We start from the raw sequence: 17,063 nt of genomic DNA, 5'->3' as shown, positions 1-17,063 counted from the left end.
CACTTCCTGTTCCGCACGGCGTAGATTCGCACCCGTGACCACCATTTCCGAGTACGCGGCGCAGCACGGCATCTCGCCGCGCCGCGCTCGCGCGCTCGCGCAGCAGGGCCGCCTCCCGGCACGACGGGTCGGACGCGCGTGGGTCCTCGACGAGGGCGTCGCCACGACGCCGGCCATCAGCACCCGACCGATGAGCGAGCGCACGCGGCGCCTGTTCCTCCGTGCACTGAGCGACCAGACCGTCCGTGAGGTGACCGGGTCCGACCGACGACGCATCGCCGCGTACCTCGGCCGACTCCGCGCCTCCGACCGACCGGCAGCGCTCATCCGTGCGTGGTTCCGCGGAGCGGACCTCCCGACGGGCTTCACGCTCGGAGAACTCCTGGTCCGGGCGGCACTGGAACACCAGGACGACGTCGTCGCCGAGCGTCTCGCTCGACCACAGCGGCGGTACCTCAACTCGCCCGAGCGCCTGGCGCGGGTCGTCGCCGACGAACGGGCGATCCACGGCCTCAGCCGCGCACAACTGGCCGACCGTGCCGGCACGACACCCGGTGACGTCGCCGCCGTCGAGGCCGGACGACCGGTCGACACCATGCTCACCGTCCTCCGGGTCGTGAACGCGCTCGACGTGCGCCCCCTGGCGTTGCCCACCGGAGCCGTCCGGGACTCCGCGTGAACCGGGTGCTCCACGCCTGGCTCGAAGGGCAGTACGTCGGCGAGTTCGCCGTCGACGGGAGCGGCCGGATCACGCTCCGCTACGACGATGCCGCCCCGGACACACCCGTGTCGCTGTCCCTGCCCCGGGACGGCAGGATCTCCGACCGGGCACCGGGCCGGTTCCTCGACAACCTCCTGCCCGATCGACCCGAAGCCCGCGACTGGATGCGCCGCGTCACCGGAGCCCGCTCGACGAGCACGTTCGACCTCCTCGAAGAGGTCGGCGGCGACGTCGCCGGCGGGCTGGTGCTCCTCCCCGCACCGGAGTTGCCGCAGCCGGCGGCCACCGCGCTGCTGCTGGCCGACGACGACGCGATCGCGTTCCGGATCAGCAGCCTGCACGACGATCCGGATCGCTGGTGGGAGCGGAGCGACCCGGCCCGGTTCTCTCTCGCCGGTACGCAGCCGAAGTTCGCGCTCGCGAACGTCGCCGGTACCTGGTTCTGGCCGAACGCGTCGGTCCCGTCGACGCACATCATCAAGCCGGCGTTCTCCGCCAACCGGGGAGCCGAGCAGGCAGAGGTCGCGGCCGAGCGCCTGGCAGCGGACATCGGCATCGTCGCCCCGCGAGCCGACGTGCTCGACGTGGTCGGCGAGCAGGCGTACCTCGTTGAGCGCTTCGACCGGGCACTGCAACCGTCCGGCTTCGCCGCGCGACTCCACATGGAGGACCTCGCACAGGCACTCGGCAGGTCCGGTGCCGACAAGTACCGCATCGGAGCGAAGCCGATCCTCCAGCTCCTGCTGCAGCACGATGCGTCGGGCACGGCCGCGCACGACTTCCTCCGGCAGGCCGCGTTCAACGCCGCGATCGGCAACGCTGACGCGCACGCGAAGAACTACTCGGTCCTGCTCCGACCGGCGGGGGTGGAACTCGCGCCGCTCTACGACGCCCTGCCCACGCGCCTCTGGCCCGGGTACGACGAGCAGCTCGCGATGCGCATCGGTGGCGCGCAGTACACGCAGGAGCTGACACTCGACCACTGGTCGAAGCTCGCCGATCAGTCCGGCCTGGACGTCGACCGCGCCCGCGTCGAGGTGCAACGGGTGTACGACGACGTCGCCGACCGGATCGACACCGCCTGGAACGACCTCGACGACGACCAGGCCACTCGGATGCGCGGACTCGTCGCCGAGCAGACGGCGAAGATCGCGGGTCCGCGTGCGACGCGCACCACGCCGGGAACGGTGGGCCCTGCCGGGATCGAACCGACGACATCCACGGTGTAAATGTCCTTATCCCTGGACGCTGCCAGACCGGTAGGCAAGTAACCGCAACCATCGCAGCTGTTCAAAGTCCGGTTCTTTGCGGTTAGTTGCCACCGCCTCCGCGTCTTCACCAACATCACACCGACACGCGGAAGCTCCACCGCACACACCAGGACTCGCGGCGTCGGCACTGTAGGCGGCGAGGGTCCGCGCGACGAGTCAGCTGCGCCGGGTGCTCGACGATACCCGACTTGACCTGGGCTTTCCTCGAACAAGGCCCCCGCGGCGTCGGGTCATGCATAGGGCGTGCATGACCAACGCAAACACCCACACCATCAAGGCCCGCAGCGCTCAGACGTCGAACGGCCAGACCGCCCCTTCTCGTCGAGGCCGCGGTTTCACCCACGAGTCGGGCCCGAACAACCCGAACATCGAGTGGTACACCCCGGCCGCCGTGTTCGACGCTCTGGGCGTCGATTTCGACCTGGACCCCTGCTCCCCCGGTTCCGCGCTCTCGAACGTTCCGGCCGTGAACTGCTTCACCATCAACGATGACGGGCTGACCTCCCCGTGGCACGGCATGTGCTGGGTAAACCCGCCTTACGACGACACGGACGCATGGCTCGAGAAGCTGGCTGCACACGGCGATGGCATCGCACTCGTCTTCGCACGCACGGACACCAAGTGGGCGCACAAGGCGATGGCTTCGGCCGACGTCGTCTGCTTCACCGCTGGCCGCATCAAGTTCATCAACGGCCGGACGGGCCGGCCACAGGGGTCGCCTGGCGCGGGGTCGATGTTCCTGGCGTGGGGAGAGCGGGCCGCGAGAGTTCTCCGCCAGGCCGACCTCGGGCTCTGCTTCTCCGTTCTGAGCTGACCACCGGGTTCCCCAGAGGCCCTCGATGCGAGTTCGCGTTGAGGGCTTCTTCGCGCGCTCACATCACGTCGAGAATGCCAGCGCGCTCCAACATCAGAAGCATCTGCCCGTCGCTCGGCCCCACCCGCTCTACCGAACCCAGCGGTAACGGCGCACCGTGCAGCTGCATGACGGTGAGGTAGAGGGCCGGTTTTCCGACCCACTGCTCCGGGAGGTCGGATTCGAATCGCTCGCCCTTCGGTGCCGTGTAGATGGCCAGCTCCTCAACCGTCATCGACGCGGTGCCCTGACGGCGATGCACGCGCTCCCAGTGTTCCAGTTCGGCGTGCTGTGCTCTCTGTGCGACGGCAATCATCAGCTCGGCGCGATTCGAGGCGCCCGGGAGCAGTTGAGCCAGCGCGGCTCGCGGGTCATCGAACAGCATCCAGTCTCCGCTGATGTGGACGAGGGTGTGGGCCGACGGCTCGATGGTCACGACGGCGGCCGACGCCGTCCTGCGCGAATGTCGGCGAGGTAGTCGAGCGGTTGTTGCAGCGACCACAGCGCATCGAGCAGGCGGCCGTCTTCCGGCATTGCCCAGCCGAGGAGAGCGGTCGCCTCAGCGGGTGAGAAGATCTCGCCTGCCCGCACCACCGCGGTCCAACCAGCGCGGATGTGGACGCGGCGGACCTCGTCGGGCGCATCTCGCTTCGCAACGCGCGCGTACTCCCTAGCGCCTTCCTGCGGGGTGACGAGCTCGACTATCAACCCGACGCCGGGACCAAGCGTGAGGACCTGCGCACGAACGCGGACCTCCGCGTCGTCCTCGGGCCCACTGCGGTACTCGATGAGCATCGGCTCGCCGGTGGTCGGCGACGACGAATGCGCATCGACAGTCGAACGCAGGCGCCCCCACGAGATGGCTCGCCACGTACCGCCGCCCGCTTGCAGCACGGAGAGCGTCTCCGCCGCGAGGTGCTGCTTGGCCTCGGGGTAGCCGCTCATGCGAGGTCCACAGCTGCCGGAGTGATCGCGCGTGGCGCTCCGGTCGATCCTGATCCGTTCACGAGAGATGTATGCGCGGATTGCACGACATGCGTGCGTACGGACGGAACGACGACAGCATTCGGGCTGGTGCTGATCATCCGCACGCGGTGCGTCCGTGCGTCGAAGGTCCGAATGCGCGGCGGGGGCTGAGTTCATCACGAACGCTTCTATGCGGCGAACCGCGGCGTTGACGCGACTTTCTCGAGGGCCGGCGCGATCCGGCCGTCATCGAGCAAGCGGTGACTTGCCGGTGCTCGACGGGTGGACGGGATCGTCAAGTCACCGCAGATCGCCGGTGGCAAGCCGATCGGAAGGGGTAGAGGGCCCTTTGACTTGAAGACTTATGTATAGAGGATACAAAGAAGAAGAAGAAGAAGTAGATCGGCCCTAGATCCCCACACCTATATACCCCCTAAAAGGTCTATAGCTGTACCTCCCCGCAACGGTCATGCACGGAAGCCACGAGAGGTTTCCCCAGTTCAGACCGACTTTTCTGACACTTCCAGGGCTCATCACGGGCAAGCACTATCCGCCAGGAACGACGATCCGGGCACCCTGGGTGCATGTCAGGAGCCCCGACGACAAGGGCCATCAGCCCGGTTCCTCCCTGAGGACGGCGGCTATGACACACCGGCCTCGCCGTCGCTGGACTGGACCGAAACACAGGTCAACTCAGCCCGTCTCGGTCACTCCGACATTTTCGCCGCATAGAGGTGGGTGGACAGCAAACAGCCTGTCCGTCCACCACGAGGAAGCGAACACATGTCCCCCACCAATCAGCCCGCCGGCAACGGCGCCATGTCACTCCGAGAGCTCGCTGCGGCGGCTGACGTCACCCTCGGCACCGTTTACGCCTGGAGCGCCAAGGGCATGCTCCCCGAGTCTGCATCCAAGGTCGACGGAAAGTTCTGGATCCCTCGCGCTGACGCCGACGTGCTCATCGCAGAACGGCGTGCGGACAAGCAGCGCTTCTTCGGACAGAACACCGAACCGTTCCCGCCGGATGTCGAGACAGTCGGGCTCGAGTGGCTCGCCGCTCAGTTGAACGTGTCACTGCGCCGGGTGTGGGCCCTGAGTGCAGAGGGCGCGCTGCCTGCATCCGCGCGACGGATCGGGCGATCCATCCAGATGCCCATCGAAGACGCACGCACCTTTGCCGAGGAGCAGCGCAGCCGCCGACGACGCCCGTTCCCAAGGCGCCGACAGGCATCGCGAGCGACAGTGGGCCTGGGGTGGCTCGCTGATGAAATCGGATGCCCTCGACAGTCCCTCTACTACATCATCAACATCGTTCCGCTGCCGGACTCGACGTTCTACGTCGGGAACGAGATGCGGATGCCCCGCGAGGACGGCGAGAACTGGGTCGCCGACTTCTCCGCGTCGATCGAAGCCGACAACGCCAACGGGCGACGCCTCGGCGCCGCGCTGAACCGGTCGCAGGCCGCGTGAGGGTGGGGGTCGGCCGAGCGATGTCAGCCGACCGCCACGAGCTCGGCCTTCGTCAGATGATCTCGTCACGGTATGCGGGCTGTGCGCACGCGAGACCTTCCCAACGCACCTGGAGAGGCCAACCGCCACCCTTGGTGACGACGCCACGACACCCTCCGGGTACGAACGTCCTGCTCGTTCCCCCATGGTCCTTGCTCGCAGCGACAACGGTTCCGGCGGAAATCATCATGGTCGTTCCTCTCTTGAAGCCGGCCGGACATCGGCGGCGCCGTTCCTATGCGCGGACAGGACGGGCTTTGGGAGCGCCGCAAGTCGCGAACCGGGGTGCCATCTGATGTGACCTCCGTGGTTGTGAATGCTGACTCGCCTCGAGGGGTCACTCGAGGCATGTTGTCGATGACCTCGCTACCTCCGCACATATCGCAGGTAGCCCCGCCGGTCTCCATCCGAGACAGTCGCCGGCACGGCAGATCCGATCTCGAAGGGAATCTGATGCACAGCGCCAGCGACGAATGGTGGTCTCAAGCCCGGCAACGTACCGACATCCTCGACTTGCGGGATTGGTCCACGTGGCCGGTCGACATCACGCGCGAACTCGTCGCCCTCGAACGCGCGGGCCTGCCCGCCACGATCGAGACCCACGACACAATCCGCCTCGCCGACGGCCGCCGCGCCCGCGTCGCACCAGCCGCATCCCCCCGCCGCCAACCCGGCCTGAGTCTCGACGACGAGCCAGAACTGCTGCTCGTGCCGACACCGGCGTACGTCAACCGCCGCACCTTCGTCGAAGTAGCGCGGTCCGCACCGAACGTGCTGCTCGTTGACGGCTCCCAGGTATGGGAGGACGGCCGGCAGATCGCCGGAGAGCCTGCGTTCCAAGAGCTCCGAAGTGACCGGTACGCGGTGTTCGCCGTCGCACGCACCCTCCCTGTTGCCAGCGGCCGTATCGATCAGATCGCGGCCCACACGGGGATGAGCGTTGGACGGGTCGGTGACGCGCTCAGCGTTCTCGGCGACACCGTTCGGCACGTCGACATCGGATGGGAAGCGGTCGACATGTTCGCCCTCGCCGACTGGGCGATGACCTACAACGGGCCCGGTGGTACCGCCACCAGCTGGCACCACCCCGGTACCGTCAAAGAACAAGCGCGCCTCCTCATCGACGCCGGCGCACTCGTCTCCGGCGCCTGGGCGGCGATGACCCCGTTCCCTGGCCTTTCGTATCTCGGCCGGAAAGACGACGTCGGAACCGGACGAACACGGGTGGCGTTCACCCGCAACATGCCCGACATGGCCGCGCTGGGATTCACGCCCGCCGTCCCACCAAGGGATGGGAGGGCGCGACCGAAGTTCACCGTCGCTGTCCCCGAGGACGAGACCATCTTCGCGACGTCGAACTTCTCCGCCGGCGGCATCACCGACGACACCATCACCGTAGCCACTCTCATGCGCGGCTACCACGAAACTGACCTCGCCAACCAGCTCCGCAGCCGAATCCACTTCCGCACCGACGTCCACTACGACCTCATCCACCATCTTCCTTCGTGACAGGCCCGTACGACAGCACGCTTCAAGCATCGGAAGTGTCACCCACGACTGTGGGCGCCCCAGATTGCGCCGGCGTCTCGTGCGACAACTGCCGAACCGCGGACCCCGCGCCCGTGCCGGGACTCGTTGAGACCAACGACGGGGTGTGGCACGTCGCCTCGAGCCCGTGACGCGTCACCTCAGTCGACCAGGCCTCGGTTGGCGACCGTCGGGCGACGAAAAGGCGCCTCAGCACGACAACGAACCACTCGGAGTGACCGCGCCGACAGGCCTGACCTCGACGACACAGCAATCGGCTTCTCCTCCGCACAGATTGAACCAGCCACGACGGGAGCCCCGCGATCAAAGGAGTCCGCGGGCGCCTGGAGTCCGTCGCTGCGCCGCTACGACCTCGGCCTCTGAATGCCGAGCAGACGCGCTGCGCCCGCCGGCCAGAAGCGTTCGTATGGGGCAGCCTTGAGAGAATCAAAGCGGACCATCTATATGCGACACTCGAACCCTCGATCGAGCGGCGGTCCGCAGCCGGCCGGTCGACGACCGGCTATCGGTCACTCGTGCCTTGCCAGTGGAGGCAGCTGAAGCCTCGCTACATTCGACGCATCCGTGCGGCGAGTCGGAGTGCCTGAACGGAACGTCGGTGTTGTTCCGAGCGGTGGCGGCCGTTGGCGGGCGAGGGGTGTGGTGCCGCGATGACGGGGACGAGTCGGGCGTGCTCGTCCAAGGTGAGGTACCGCATGACTCCGTCGAGAGCGATGCTCCCGTACGTGACAATCGCTTCGACGGAGGGGAGCGCCTTGAGGAGAACGCTCAGGGCATGTCGTCCCTCGTCGATGTCCGCAGGTCGTATGCGCCCGGGGAGCTCCCACGGGATGAGGTTCCAGCGAAGGTACTCCTTGCGTGCGAGTCCGGACTCGATGCGGGCTGCGCGATACGCGGCCGCGGTCGGCCCCGGGTTGTCCTCGCTGCAGACCGCCGCGTGCGCTGCGGCGATCGTCTGGGGGCCGGGTGACTGCATGAGGACCAGCACTCGGCTGGACGTGCCGCCGGATCGTGGGTCGAAACTCGGGACGAAGCGCCGCGCACCGTCGGGTGCGGTGCGCCATGTCTCCGCGAGGGCGTTCAGCGATCGAACGTCCGCGACCTCATCCGCGAATTCGTCCGGCGTGCTCACGCCGGCTGTGGTGGTGCGAGGAGTGTGCCGCGGATGACGGAGCCGTGGAACGTGCGGACGGCGACGGTGATCCATGCGGCGACGAGGCCGGCGTAGTAGACGACCGCGAGCACGGCGACGACAGTGAGTCCGGAGTGCAGGGCCAGGCCGTTCAGGCCGGTGACGCAGGTCCCGACGGGGAACGTGAACGACCACCACGTCAGGCTGAACGGCAGGTGCTCGCGGGCGGTCCGGATGGTGATGGCAAGGGCGATGACGGTCCACAGCAGCGCGAAGCCGAGCATCGCGAACCCGTACACCAACGCCACGACCAGCAGTGCGTGGGCGGTGGAGGCGTCGACGACGGTGGGGGCGTTCGAGGCGAGGAGGTTCACTGCGGTGATCGACTGCCCGACCGGTCCGAGCACGATCCACAAAGTCGGGACCATGCCTGCGGCACCGACCTTGTGCTGCGCGAGCCGGTTCCAGATCAACGTGATCACGACCAGGGACGTGATGAGGCTGAGGCCGAAGAAGCCGTAGCAGGACCACAGGAGGGTCTCGCGTGCTTGCCCGGCGGGCGCGTACGGCAGCAGGAGTGCGCCGGTGGAGGCCGACACCATCGGCGGGACGATCGGCATCAGCCAACCGCCGAACGCGGAGTCGGGTCCGTTCTCGTGGCGGGTGAACGCCAGGTACGGCACGAGGACCGCAGTGAGCAGTCCGCCGACGGTGCCGACGGTCCAGAGGACCCAGTCGATGGTGACAGCGGCGGGGAGGCCGATCCAGTCCTTGCCGAGGAGGATCGTTCCGGCGCCGACGGTGAGGAACGCCATCGGCGGTGCCCCGTAGAAGTGCGAGATCACCGGGTGCAGGTGGTGCTTTGCCGCTGTGCTCCGGTAGCGGATCCAGTGCAGGACCGTCGCGATGGTGAGGGCGACGAGCAGGACCGCCGCGATCGCCCAGACGACCGTCGCCGCAGTCCGGAGCCCCGGGAACTGCAGCGGCAGCGACGCTGCCGCGACGGCGACGATCCCGGTGCCCATGATCGACGCGAACCAGTTCGGAGTCAGGTTCGACACGATCAGGCCCGGCCGTTCCAACTCTCGGAACAACCGCCGGTCGCGCACACCATGCTCGGACGTCGTGGGTGCGTGGGCGAGGTGAGCGGACATGCACCCATCGTGCGCGTGTGCCCCATGGTTCGGGAACGGCGAACTCGTTGGCAGGGCACAATGGCTGCTTGTGGCACTGCGGCGGCTGACGGACCGGACTCTGGACCTCGACACCCTCGAGGTCCTCGTCCGCGTCGCGGAGACCGGTTCGTTGACCCGCGCGGCCGACGTGTTGGGGGTGACACAGCAGGCGGTGTCGGCACGCTTGCGTGCCGCGGAACAGGCAATCGGTCAGCCGCTGGCGCACCGGACGGCATCAGGGACCGCGCTGACCGACGCCGGCCGAGTGGTGCTCGGTCTGGCCGTCCCGGTGCTGGAGGCATCCCGGCGGCTCGAAGCAGGCGTCGCCGCGCTTCGAGAACCCGCGGGATCCCTCGTCGTTGCAGCGTCGCAGACGATCGCCGAACTCCTGCTCCCCGGGTGGTTGCTCACCCACCGTGCTGCCGCGCCGGATGCGTCGGTGCGCTTGATCGCGGGGAACTCCGCCGACGTGACCGACCTCGTCCGTTCCGGCGCTGCCGACGTCGGATTCACGGAGACACCTGCTGCGCCACCTGACCTGTCCTCGCTGGTGGTCGACGAGGACGAACTCGTGGTCGTCGTCGCCCCGCACCACCCGTGGGCAAGCGCTTCAGGCATCACCGCGGATGACCTCGCGGAGACGCCACTGCTGCTCCGCGAGGAAGGGTCCGGCACCCGCGCCACGGTCGAAGCGTGGCTCGACCGTGCTGGGCTCCGCCTGGTCGCCCCAGCGGCCGTGCTGGAGACGACCGGCATCATCCGCGCCAACGCGCGGGCCGGCATCGCGCCGGCGGTGATGAGTCTCCGCACCGTCGACACCGACCTCGCCGACGGTGCCCTCGTCCGAGTGCCGCTACTCGGCCCGCCACTGATCCGGCCGCTGCGCGCAATCTGGACGGGCCGCCCGGGGCCCGCTGTGACGGCGTTCCTAGACACCGCCCGCAGCTCGAGCGCCGGTGGTCAGATCAGTCCGTAGGGCAGCTCCGGGTGCTGTTCGGCGATTTCGATGAGCCGGTTGTACTTCGCGACGCGTTCCCCGCGGGCGGGTGCGCCGGACTTGATCTGCCCGGTGCCGGTCCCGACAACGAGGTCCGCGATGAACGTGTCCGTGGTCTCCCCGGAACGGTGCGACACCATGCTGGCCATCCCGACGCTGGTGGCGGTGGCGATCGCGCCGAGGGTCTGGGAGACGGTGCCGATCTGGTTCGGCTTGATCAGTGCCGCGTTCGTCAGCTGCTGTTCGCCGCCGTCGCGGATCCGTTGCGGGTCGGTGACGTAGAGGTCGTCGCCGACGATCTGGATCCGGTCTCCGAGCGCTGCCTGCATGCGGCGGAACCCCTCATGGTCGTCTTCCGCGAACCCGTCTTCGACGCTCCGGATCGGATACGCGTCGACCAGGTGCCGGTAGTAGTCGACCAGCCCGTCCCGGTCGAGGCTGTCGTCAAGCATCCGATAGGAGCCGGCGCCCTGGGAGAACTCGTTCGCGGCCGGGTCGAGGGCGATCGCCACCTGATCGACGCCCGGCTCGTAGCCGGCGGCACGGATCGCGGCGACGAGCAGGTCGAGCGCTTCCTCGGGGGCGGCAATTGACGGTGCGAAGCCACCCTCGTCGCCGAGGCCGAGGCTGCCGAACCGGTCCCGCACCAGGGCCGCGAGCGCGTGGTAGACGTCCGCGCCGATGCGGACGGCGTCGGCCATCGAGTCGGCATCGACGGGGGCGATCATGAACTCCTGGAAGTCCAGGGCGTTCGCTGCGTGCGCGCCGCCGTTGAGGACGTTGAAGTGCGGGACCGGTAGGCGCGGCGTCGAGCCGGTGATCTCGGCGATCCACTGCCAGAGCGGGAGGTCCGCGGCGTGGGCGAGGGCCCGGGATGCGGCGATCGAGGTGGCGACGACGCTGTTCGCGCCGAGCCGGCGGTACCCGGTGGTGCCGTCGAGTTCGGCGAGGGCGGCGTCGATCCGCCCGATCGAAGACCATGACCGGCCAGTGAGGAGCCCTGAGATGTCGGTGTTGATCAGGTGGAGCGCCTGAGTAACGTCGCGGCCGCCGAACTTGGAACCGCCGTCGCGGAGCTCGACGGCTTCGTGGGCGCCGGTGGATGCGCCCGCGGGGGCGTCCCCGGTGACGGTGCGGCCGTCGTCGAGCTCGAGGGAGACGCGAACGGTCGGGTGGCCGCGGGAGTCGAGGATGCGGGCGCCGTGGACGGCGTCGATGGTGACGGGGTGGTCGTGGTGGGTGACGTACTCGCCCTGATGTGCTCCGTGGTGGTGGATGCCGCTGATGTAGTCGTTCATGGTGACGCTCCTTCGGTTCGGGTCATGCGTCGAGCTGGCGGGTGGTTGCGGGGAAGCCGCGGGGAGGCGGAGGGACGACCTCCTGGCGATCACTCAGCGCCAGTGCCTCCCCGCGGCAGTCTGTGGACCCGTGGGTCACGGGTGTCGGGTGTGGGCTTCCTGTGCGGTGCGGATGACGGCTTCGGCAGCAGCACGGTCGGCCCACCCGTTGGTGGTGACGTGCTTACCGTGCTCGATCTCCTTGTAGTGGGCGAAGAAGTGCTCGATCTCCGCCAGCGTGGGCTCCGGCACATCGGTGATGTCCTGCAGCTGCGCGAAGCGGTCGTCGCCAGCGGGGACGGTGAGGATCTTGTCGTCGCCGCCGTTCTCGTCGACCATGCGCAGCATCCCGACCGGCCGGACCGTGATGACGACGCCAGGGAACGTGGGACGGGGTAGGAGCACGAGGGCGTCGAGGGGGTCGCCGTCCTCGCCGAGGGTGTTGTCGATGGAGCCGTAGTCCTGGGGGAACACCATGCTGGTGAACACCGCCCGGTCGAGCCGGATCCGGCCGGTGGTGTGGTCGACTTCGTACTTGTTGCCGCTGCCGCGGGGAATCTCGATCGTGACGTCGAACAGCATCAGCGCCTCCGGTTCTGGAGCGGGTGTGTGGTCAGTGGGCGGGGTGGTCACAGGGTGCCGCCGAGGAGAATGCCGGCGGTCGCGGCGGCGACGGAGACGACGAGCATCCCGAGAACGTTGATCGCGGCGGCGGTGATCCGGCCGCTGCGGGCGAGGCGGACGGTTTCGAAGCTGGCGGTGCTGAACGTGGTGTAGCCGCCCATCACCCCGGTGCCGAGGACCGCGACCGGCACCGCACCGAGGTGGGTGGCGGCACCGACGATGATCCCCAGCAGCAGCGACCCGGTTACGTTGATCGTCAACGTGCCGACGGGGAGCCGGAACTCCCGGCCGGTGTTGATCACCCCGTCGAGGAGGAACCGGCCGGCAGCGCCGGCACCGCCGGCGACGGCGACGGCGAGGATGAGCGCGGCGTTCATGCGTCCTCCGTTCGGGGTCGGAACCAGCCGGCGACGACGAGACCGCAGGCGGTCGCGATCGCGCCGGACAGGACGGTCAGGAGCGCGTACCCGGTGCCGGCGAGTCCGTGCCCGTCGAGGAACAGGGCGGCGGTGGACTCGGCGAGGGTGCTGTAGGTGGTGAACCCGCCGAGGACCCCGGTCCCGAGGAGCAGCCGCAGCACCCTCCGGCGGCCGGCATCGGGCCCGCGGTGCGCGAGCGCTTCCAACAGCACACCGAGGGCCAACGCGCCGGTGATGTTGATCCAGAAGATCGACCAACTCACCCCGCCATCGGCAGGAAGCACGATGCTGATGACGTCACGGAGGGCAGTACCAGCGGCCCCACCGACTGCGACGAGGCCGACGTACCGCCACCGCAGATGCACCGGCCGCATGGTCGCTGCGGGGTCGGAGACGTCGACGTCCGGGTCGGAGGGGAGCTGGTCGTCGGGCATCGGGGTGTCCGTTCGGGTGGTCATGTTCCGCCTTCTGCCGCGACCAACGCCGCGGCGTGCTGTGCTGCTGTCGGATCCAGGAACGCCCCACCCCGCGGGACGAGAGCACCCGTCGGGGCGAGGTGGTACTGCACGGGTTGCCCGGTCGGCAGGTTCAGCTGCTCGAGCTCCGGGCCGGTGAGGTCGCCAATGCATGCGCACAACGCACGGAGCGAGTTCCCGTGCGCGACGACGAGGACGCTCCGCCCTGCCCGCAGCATCGGCAGGAGCCGGTCGTGCAGGACGGGGCGGACCCGCTCGATGACGTCCGAGAGGGCCTCGGTGCGTCGGAGAGCGCCGTCGGGCAGGCCGCGCAGCGCGGAACTTGACCGCAGTTCCTCCCACAGCTGCAGCGACATCGGTGGCGGCGCGCCGGTACGGGACCTGCGGAGCCGCAAGTACTTGTCGTCACCGAGCATCCGACGGGCGTCGGTCTTCGTCATCCCGGTCAGAGCACCGTAGTTGCGTTCGTTGAACTGCCACACCGCTTCTGTGGGCATCTGTGTCCCGAGGGCGTCGCAGACCAGTTCGGCGGTGCGGACGGCTCGGCGCAATGTGGAGGTGACCACGACGTCCGGCGTGATGTGCTTCGACCGAAGAAGCTGCCCCGCCGCTGCCGCTTGCTCTTCACCGTGAGGCGTGAGCGGGACGTCGAGGAGCCCGGTGAAAGTGCCGGCTTCGTTCGCGGTGCTCTCCCCATGCCGCAGAAGCATCAGCGTGCCCGTCACGGGGCATCCGACGGCCGGACCACGGTGGCACCAACCGGGTCATGCGGGACGACCAACACCGGCCGGTGCTGCTGATGGGTCAAGTGCGCGGCGACAGACCCATTGAGCAGTTCCGTCACCCGGCGTCGGCCGGTCTGCGATCCGACGACGATCATCACCGCATCACGTTCCTCAGCCACCGCAGCGAGTGCGCGACCCGGATCCCCGACCCGGAAGGCAACTTCCACGTCCACTAATCGCGCTGCAGCGAGCTCCTGAATGACCCGCACGTCTTCGTCGGGGAGCTGCTGCGGGTCGCTGTCCGCCGTGTCCGGGTCAATCGGTTCGATGATCTCCGACCCATCCGCACGGAACCCCGTCGACAGCAGCGCCGGATCGATGACCACACACACCAGGCGGGCGCTGAAGCGTTCAGCGACGGCAGCCGCGACACCGACGACGTCGTGCGCCTGCCCTGGCTGCACACCGACGACGACAACACCGGCAGTGTTCGACTCGACCATGACATATCCCTACCTCAGGCGCGCAAAAGCGCGACCAGCTGAGATAGGGACTGTTGTCGACGATTGTCGAGGTTGGGTCCGGCAAGCCCCACTGCCGGGTCCGAAGACCCCACAAGTATGCACCCACCACCCCATGCCTGCACCGACAATCTTCCGCACCTCGATACCTGTGCTGGCTGCTGCCCTCCACGATCCTCGGACGGCGGGTACCCCTTGGGGGTATCATGACGGTCACCTGTCGCCTCGCACGGCTGACGCTCTCCGACCCACTGAAACCAGATGATCATCACCACGTCTCCGCGTCGCCGACTGCTGTTGCAGGTCACGGCGACGATGGCGTTGCTGCTGCTGGTCGGGTTCACGGTCCTGATGCACACCATGGCCGGGCACACCGCCGACCCTGAGCATCCGATGACAGCTCCCACCGCCGCGATGGAGCACCACCCGGCCGCTGCCACCAGTCACACCGCGGCCACCGGTCATGCTCAAGACGTGGTTCCCGCGGTTGCGGTGAAGAACGTCCTGAGCGATGCCGGCTGCGATGGTGGCTTGTGTGCGCTGATGTGCTCGCTGATGGGGATGGCGTGCATGCTGACGATCGCCCTGTTCGCGTGGGTGCTGCTCCGCGCCCGGAGTGGCGGGGTGCTGCATCTCCTCGCGCGGCTGCTCGCCCTCGCAGCCCACGTGGCACGCCGTGTCGCGGCGCCGCGGCCGCCGTCACTATCGGCATTGCAGATCATCCGAGTCTGATTCCACCCCGGCGGGTCCTCCCACCCTCCGGGAGCACCCGCATGCCCAGAACCCGGGCAGGCAGTCGCCTGCCCGCACCCATCTGACGCATCCACGGAAACGGAATCCACCATGCAGACCACCACCATGCGCGCTCTCGCGGCCGCCGCAGCCCTGGCCATCGGGCTCACTCTCGCGGGCTGCTCCACCAACAACACCAGCAGCCCAGAGACGTCGTCGTCGGAATCCTCGTCGTCGAAATCCACCTCCGCGGCGTCGCACAACGATCAGGACGTCAAGTTCACGCAGCAGATGCTGCCCCACCACCAGCAGGCCATCGAGATGAGCGACATGCTCCTCGCGAAGGGCTCCGGCGTGCAGGCCGACGTCGGGACGCTGGCGAAGCAGATCAAGGCCGAACAGGTCCCCGAGATCATGGAAATGACCGGCTGGCTGAAGGCGTGGAACAAACCGACCCAGATGCCGAGCATGTCTGGGATGAACCACTCTGCGATGTCGGGGATGATGTCCGACTCCGACATGCAGGACCTCCAGAACGCGTCCCCGCGGGACGCCGGGCAGCTCTACCTCGAGCAGATGATCCAGCACCACACCAGCGCCGTCGACATGGCGAAAACCGAAGTCACCAAGGGCAAGAACGCAGACGCGGTCGCACTCGCGAAGTCGATCGTGCAGAGCCAGACCGAGCAGATCACCCAGATGCAGGACATGCTCGCATCCAAGTGACCCGGCGCGCGCCGAGGCAGGCTTGACCGCCTCCTCGGCGCGCAACCGGTCCGGTCCGACCCGGTCCGGTCTCCCTCATTCTCACGACGCTGCGGGACACTCTTCCCGCACCGCAACGAAGTAGGTGTACATGTTCATCCTCAACGCGCTCGGCGACGCCCTCGCAGCCGCTGGCTCCATGGGGTGGGAGATCCTCTGGCCCCTCATCCTCGGCTTCACCCTGTCCGGTATCATCCAAGCCGTCGTCCGCACGGACCGGATCATGAAGCTCATGCACGACGACTCGCCTCGCGCGATCAGCGTCGCGACCGGACTCGGCGCCCTGTCATCGTCCTGCTCCTACGCCGCAGTCGCACTCGCACGAGCCCTGTTCCGGAAAGGCGCGAGCCTGTCATCCGCGATGGCGTTCGAGGTCGCATCGACGAACCTCGTCGTCGAACTCGGCCTGATCCTGGCGTTCGTGATGGGCTGGCAGTTCACCCTCGCGGAGTTCATCGGCGGCCCAATCATGATCATCCTCATCGCCCTCGGTTTCCGACTCTGGATGCGTGGCAAGATCCTCGACGCCGCCCGCGAGCAAGCCGACAAGGGCCTTGCCGGATCGATGGAGGGCCACGCGGCGATGGACATGTCCGTGCAGGGCAACCAGGGGTTTTGGCGGCGACTGTTCTCGAAGCCGGGGCTGACAAGTGTGTCGCAGTACTTCGTCATGGACTGGGCATCCGTCATCCGCGACGTCATCATCGGTCTGCTCATCGCCGGCGCATTCGACGCGTGGGTGCCGAAAGCCTGGCTGCAAGCGATCTTCCTCGAAGGGCACCCCACGCTCGCGTTCATCATCGACCCAATCATCGGACCGATCCTGGCGATGGTGAGCTTCGTCTGCTCCGTCGGTAACGTGCCCCTGGCTGCAGTGCTCTGGAACGGTGGGATCAGCTTCGGCGGCGTGATCAGCTTCATCTTCGCCGACCTGATCATCATCCCGATCATCGTCATCTACCGGAAGTACTACGGCTGGAAGGCCGCCCTCCGGATCACCGGCATCTTCTACGGCGCCATGGTCCTCGCCGGGTGGGCCGTCGAGCTGCTGTTCACTCCGCTGGGCCTGATTCCCACGAACCGGCACCTGAGCATCGTCGCGACCACAATCAGCTGGAACTACACCACCTGGCTCAACATCGTGTTCCTCCTGATCGCCGCGTTCCTGCTGGTCGTGTTCATCCGCAGCGGTTCCTGGTCGATGCTCCGCATGATGAGCGACGCACCCGAGGAGAACAGCCACGGCCACTCGCACACCTGACCATTCCGTAGGACCGCGCCCCCCACCTCCG

Annotated in this window: 19 protein-coding genes; 9 read left to right on the top strand and 10 right to left on the bottom strand. The window is 67.9% G+C overall.

Annotated features, from left to right (window positions below; translation table 11 throughout):
* The first annotated feature begins 34 nt into the window (after positions 1-34).
* The 3 genes from ACIPEP_RS16660 (at position 35) to ACIPEP_RS16650 (ending at position 2,806) form a co-directional block, all read left to right on the top strand.
* Positions 35-679 carry a helix-turn-helix transcriptional regulator gene (locus ACIPEP_RS16660; RefSeq protein ID WP_402717855.1) on the top strand — a complete coding sequence of 215 codons (645 nt, stop codon included), beginning with the start codon at positions 35-37 and terminating at the stop codon, positions 677-679.
* On the top strand, positions 676-1,950 hold the full coding sequence (locus tag ACIPEP_RS16655; protein WP_402717854.1) for a HipA domain-containing protein: 1,275 nt from the start codon (positions 676-678) through the stop codon (positions 1,948-1,950). Before ACIPEP_RS16660 ends, ACIPEP_RS16655 begins: the two co-directional genes overlap by 4 nt.
* A gap of 289 nt (positions 1,951-2,239) precedes the next feature.
* Positions 2,240-2,806, top strand: a complete 567-nt coding sequence (locus ACIPEP_RS16650; protein ID WP_186317528.1) for a DNA N-6-adenine-methyltransferase — start codon at positions 2,240-2,242, stop codon at positions 2,804-2,806.
* A gap of 58 nt (positions 2,807-2,864) precedes the next feature.
* Here the strand turns inward: ACIPEP_RS16650 and ACIPEP_RS16645 are convergent, their stop codons facing one another.
* A complete protein-coding gene (locus ACIPEP_RS16645) occupies positions 2,865-3,281 on the bottom strand; it encodes a hypothetical protein (RefSeq protein ID WP_144759130.1) in 417 nt (138 codons plus the stop codon).
* Positions 3,278-3,790 (bottom strand): hypothetical protein, encoded by a 513-nt coding sequence (locus ACIPEP_RS16640; protein ID WP_144759133.1) that lies wholly within the window; start codon positions 3,788-3,790, stop codon positions 3,278-3,280. Before ACIPEP_RS16640 ends, ACIPEP_RS16645 begins: the two co-directional genes overlap by 4 nt.
* Positions 3,791-4,594: 804 nt before the next feature.
* On the opposite strand from ACIPEP_RS16640, the gene ACIPEP_RS16635 reads away from it, so the two are divergent.
* On the top strand, positions 4,595-5,281 hold the full coding sequence (locus ACIPEP_RS16635; protein ID WP_289469968.1) for a hypothetical protein: 687 nt from the start codon (positions 4,595-4,597) through the stop codon (positions 5,279-5,281).
* 492 nt (positions 5,282-5,773) lie between these two features.
* Entirely contained in the window at positions 5,774-6,829 is a 1,056-nt protein-coding gene (locus ACIPEP_RS16630; RefSeq protein WP_281264298.1) for a hypothetical protein, read from the top strand.
* 586 nt (positions 6,830-7,415) lie between these two features.
* Here ACIPEP_RS16630 and ACIPEP_RS16625 read toward each other — a convergent pair.
* Positions 7,416-8,000: a uracil-DNA glycosylase family protein gene (locus tag ACIPEP_RS16625; RefSeq protein WP_022906553.1), complete on the bottom strand. Its 585-nt coding sequence runs from the start codon at positions 7,998-8,000 to the stop codon at positions 7,416-7,418.
* Positions 7,997-9,154, bottom strand: coding sequence for a TDT family transporter (locus ACIPEP_RS16620; RefSeq protein WP_281264297.1), 1,158 nt, complete (start codon positions 9,152-9,154; stop codon positions 7,997-7,999). Before ACIPEP_RS16620 ends, ACIPEP_RS16625 begins: the two co-directional genes overlap by 4 nt.
* 70 nt (positions 9,155-9,224) lie before the next feature.
* Here ACIPEP_RS16620 and ACIPEP_RS16615 point away from each other — a divergent pair, with 70 nt between their 5' ends.
* On the top strand, positions 9,225-10,151 hold the full coding sequence (locus ACIPEP_RS16615) for a LysR family transcriptional regulator (protein WP_281264296.1): 927 nt from the start codon (positions 9,225-9,227) through the stop codon (positions 10,149-10,151).
* On the opposite strand, the gene eno is transcribed toward ACIPEP_RS16615, so the two are convergent.
* The 6 genes from eno to ACIPEP_RS16585 form a co-directional block, all read right to left on the bottom strand.
* Entirely contained in the window at positions 10,136-11,470 is a 1,335-nt protein-coding gene (gene eno, locus ACIPEP_RS16610) for a phosphopyruvate hydratase (RefSeq protein WP_022906550.1), read from the bottom strand. The genes ACIPEP_RS16615 and eno overlap by 16 nt on opposite strands.
* A gap of 135 nt (positions 11,471-11,605) precedes the next feature.
* Positions 11,606-12,091 (bottom strand): inorganic diphosphatase, encoded by a 486-nt coding sequence (locus tag ACIPEP_RS16605; protein WP_144759151.1) that lies wholly within the window; start codon positions 12,089-12,091, stop codon positions 11,606-11,608.
* A 47-nt stretch (positions 12,092-12,138) separates the two neighbouring features.
* Positions 12,139-12,510: a CrcB family protein gene (locus ACIPEP_RS16600; protein ID WP_022906549.1), complete on the bottom strand. Its 372-nt coding sequence runs from the start codon at positions 12,508-12,510 to the stop codon at positions 12,139-12,141.
* A complete protein-coding gene (locus ACIPEP_RS16595) occupies positions 12,507-13,010 on the bottom strand; it encodes a CrcB family protein (RefSeq protein WP_031261894.1) in 504 nt (167 codons plus the stop codon). The genes ACIPEP_RS16600 and ACIPEP_RS16595 overlap by 4 nt, the downstream gene beginning before the upstream one ends.
* A complete protein-coding gene (locus ACIPEP_RS16590) occupies positions 13,007-13,738 on the bottom strand; it encodes a 2,3-diphosphoglycerate-dependent phosphoglycerate mutase (protein WP_281264295.1) in 732 nt (243 codons plus the stop codon). Before ACIPEP_RS16590 ends, ACIPEP_RS16595 begins: the two co-directional genes overlap by 4 nt.
* Positions 13,739-13,749: 11 nt before the next feature.
* Positions 13,750-14,256, bottom strand: coding sequence for a universal stress protein (locus ACIPEP_RS16585; RefSeq protein ID WP_281264294.1), 507 nt, complete (start codon positions 14,254-14,256; stop codon positions 13,750-13,752).
* A gap of 279 nt (positions 14,257-14,535) precedes the next feature.
* Between ACIPEP_RS16585 and ACIPEP_RS16580 the strand changes: the two genes are divergently transcribed.
* From ACIPEP_RS16580 to ACIPEP_RS16570, 3 genes are all read left to right on the top strand, one after another.
* Positions 14,536-15,006 (top strand): hypothetical protein, encoded by a 471-nt coding sequence (locus tag ACIPEP_RS16580; RefSeq protein WP_281264293.1) that lies wholly within the window; start codon positions 14,536-14,538, stop codon positions 15,004-15,006.
* Between the two features lie 111 nt (positions 15,007-15,117).
* Positions 15,118-15,732, top strand: coding sequence for a DUF305 domain-containing protein (locus ACIPEP_RS16575; protein WP_281264292.1), 615 nt, complete (start codon positions 15,118-15,120; stop codon positions 15,730-15,732).
* A gap of 130 nt (positions 15,733-15,862) precedes the next feature.
* Entirely contained in the window at positions 15,863-17,032 is a 1,170-nt protein-coding gene (locus ACIPEP_RS16570) for a permease (RefSeq protein ID WP_281264291.1), read from the top strand.
* Positions 17,033-17,063 lie beyond the last annotated feature (31 nt).

The sequence above is a fragment of the Curtobacterium sp. NPDC087082 genome (genome assembly GCF_044745045.1).
Lineage (GTDB): Bacteria > Actinomycetota > Actinomycetes > Actinomycetales > Microbacteriaceae > Curtobacterium.
This window is presented reverse-complemented; position numbering and strand designations above follow the sequence as displayed.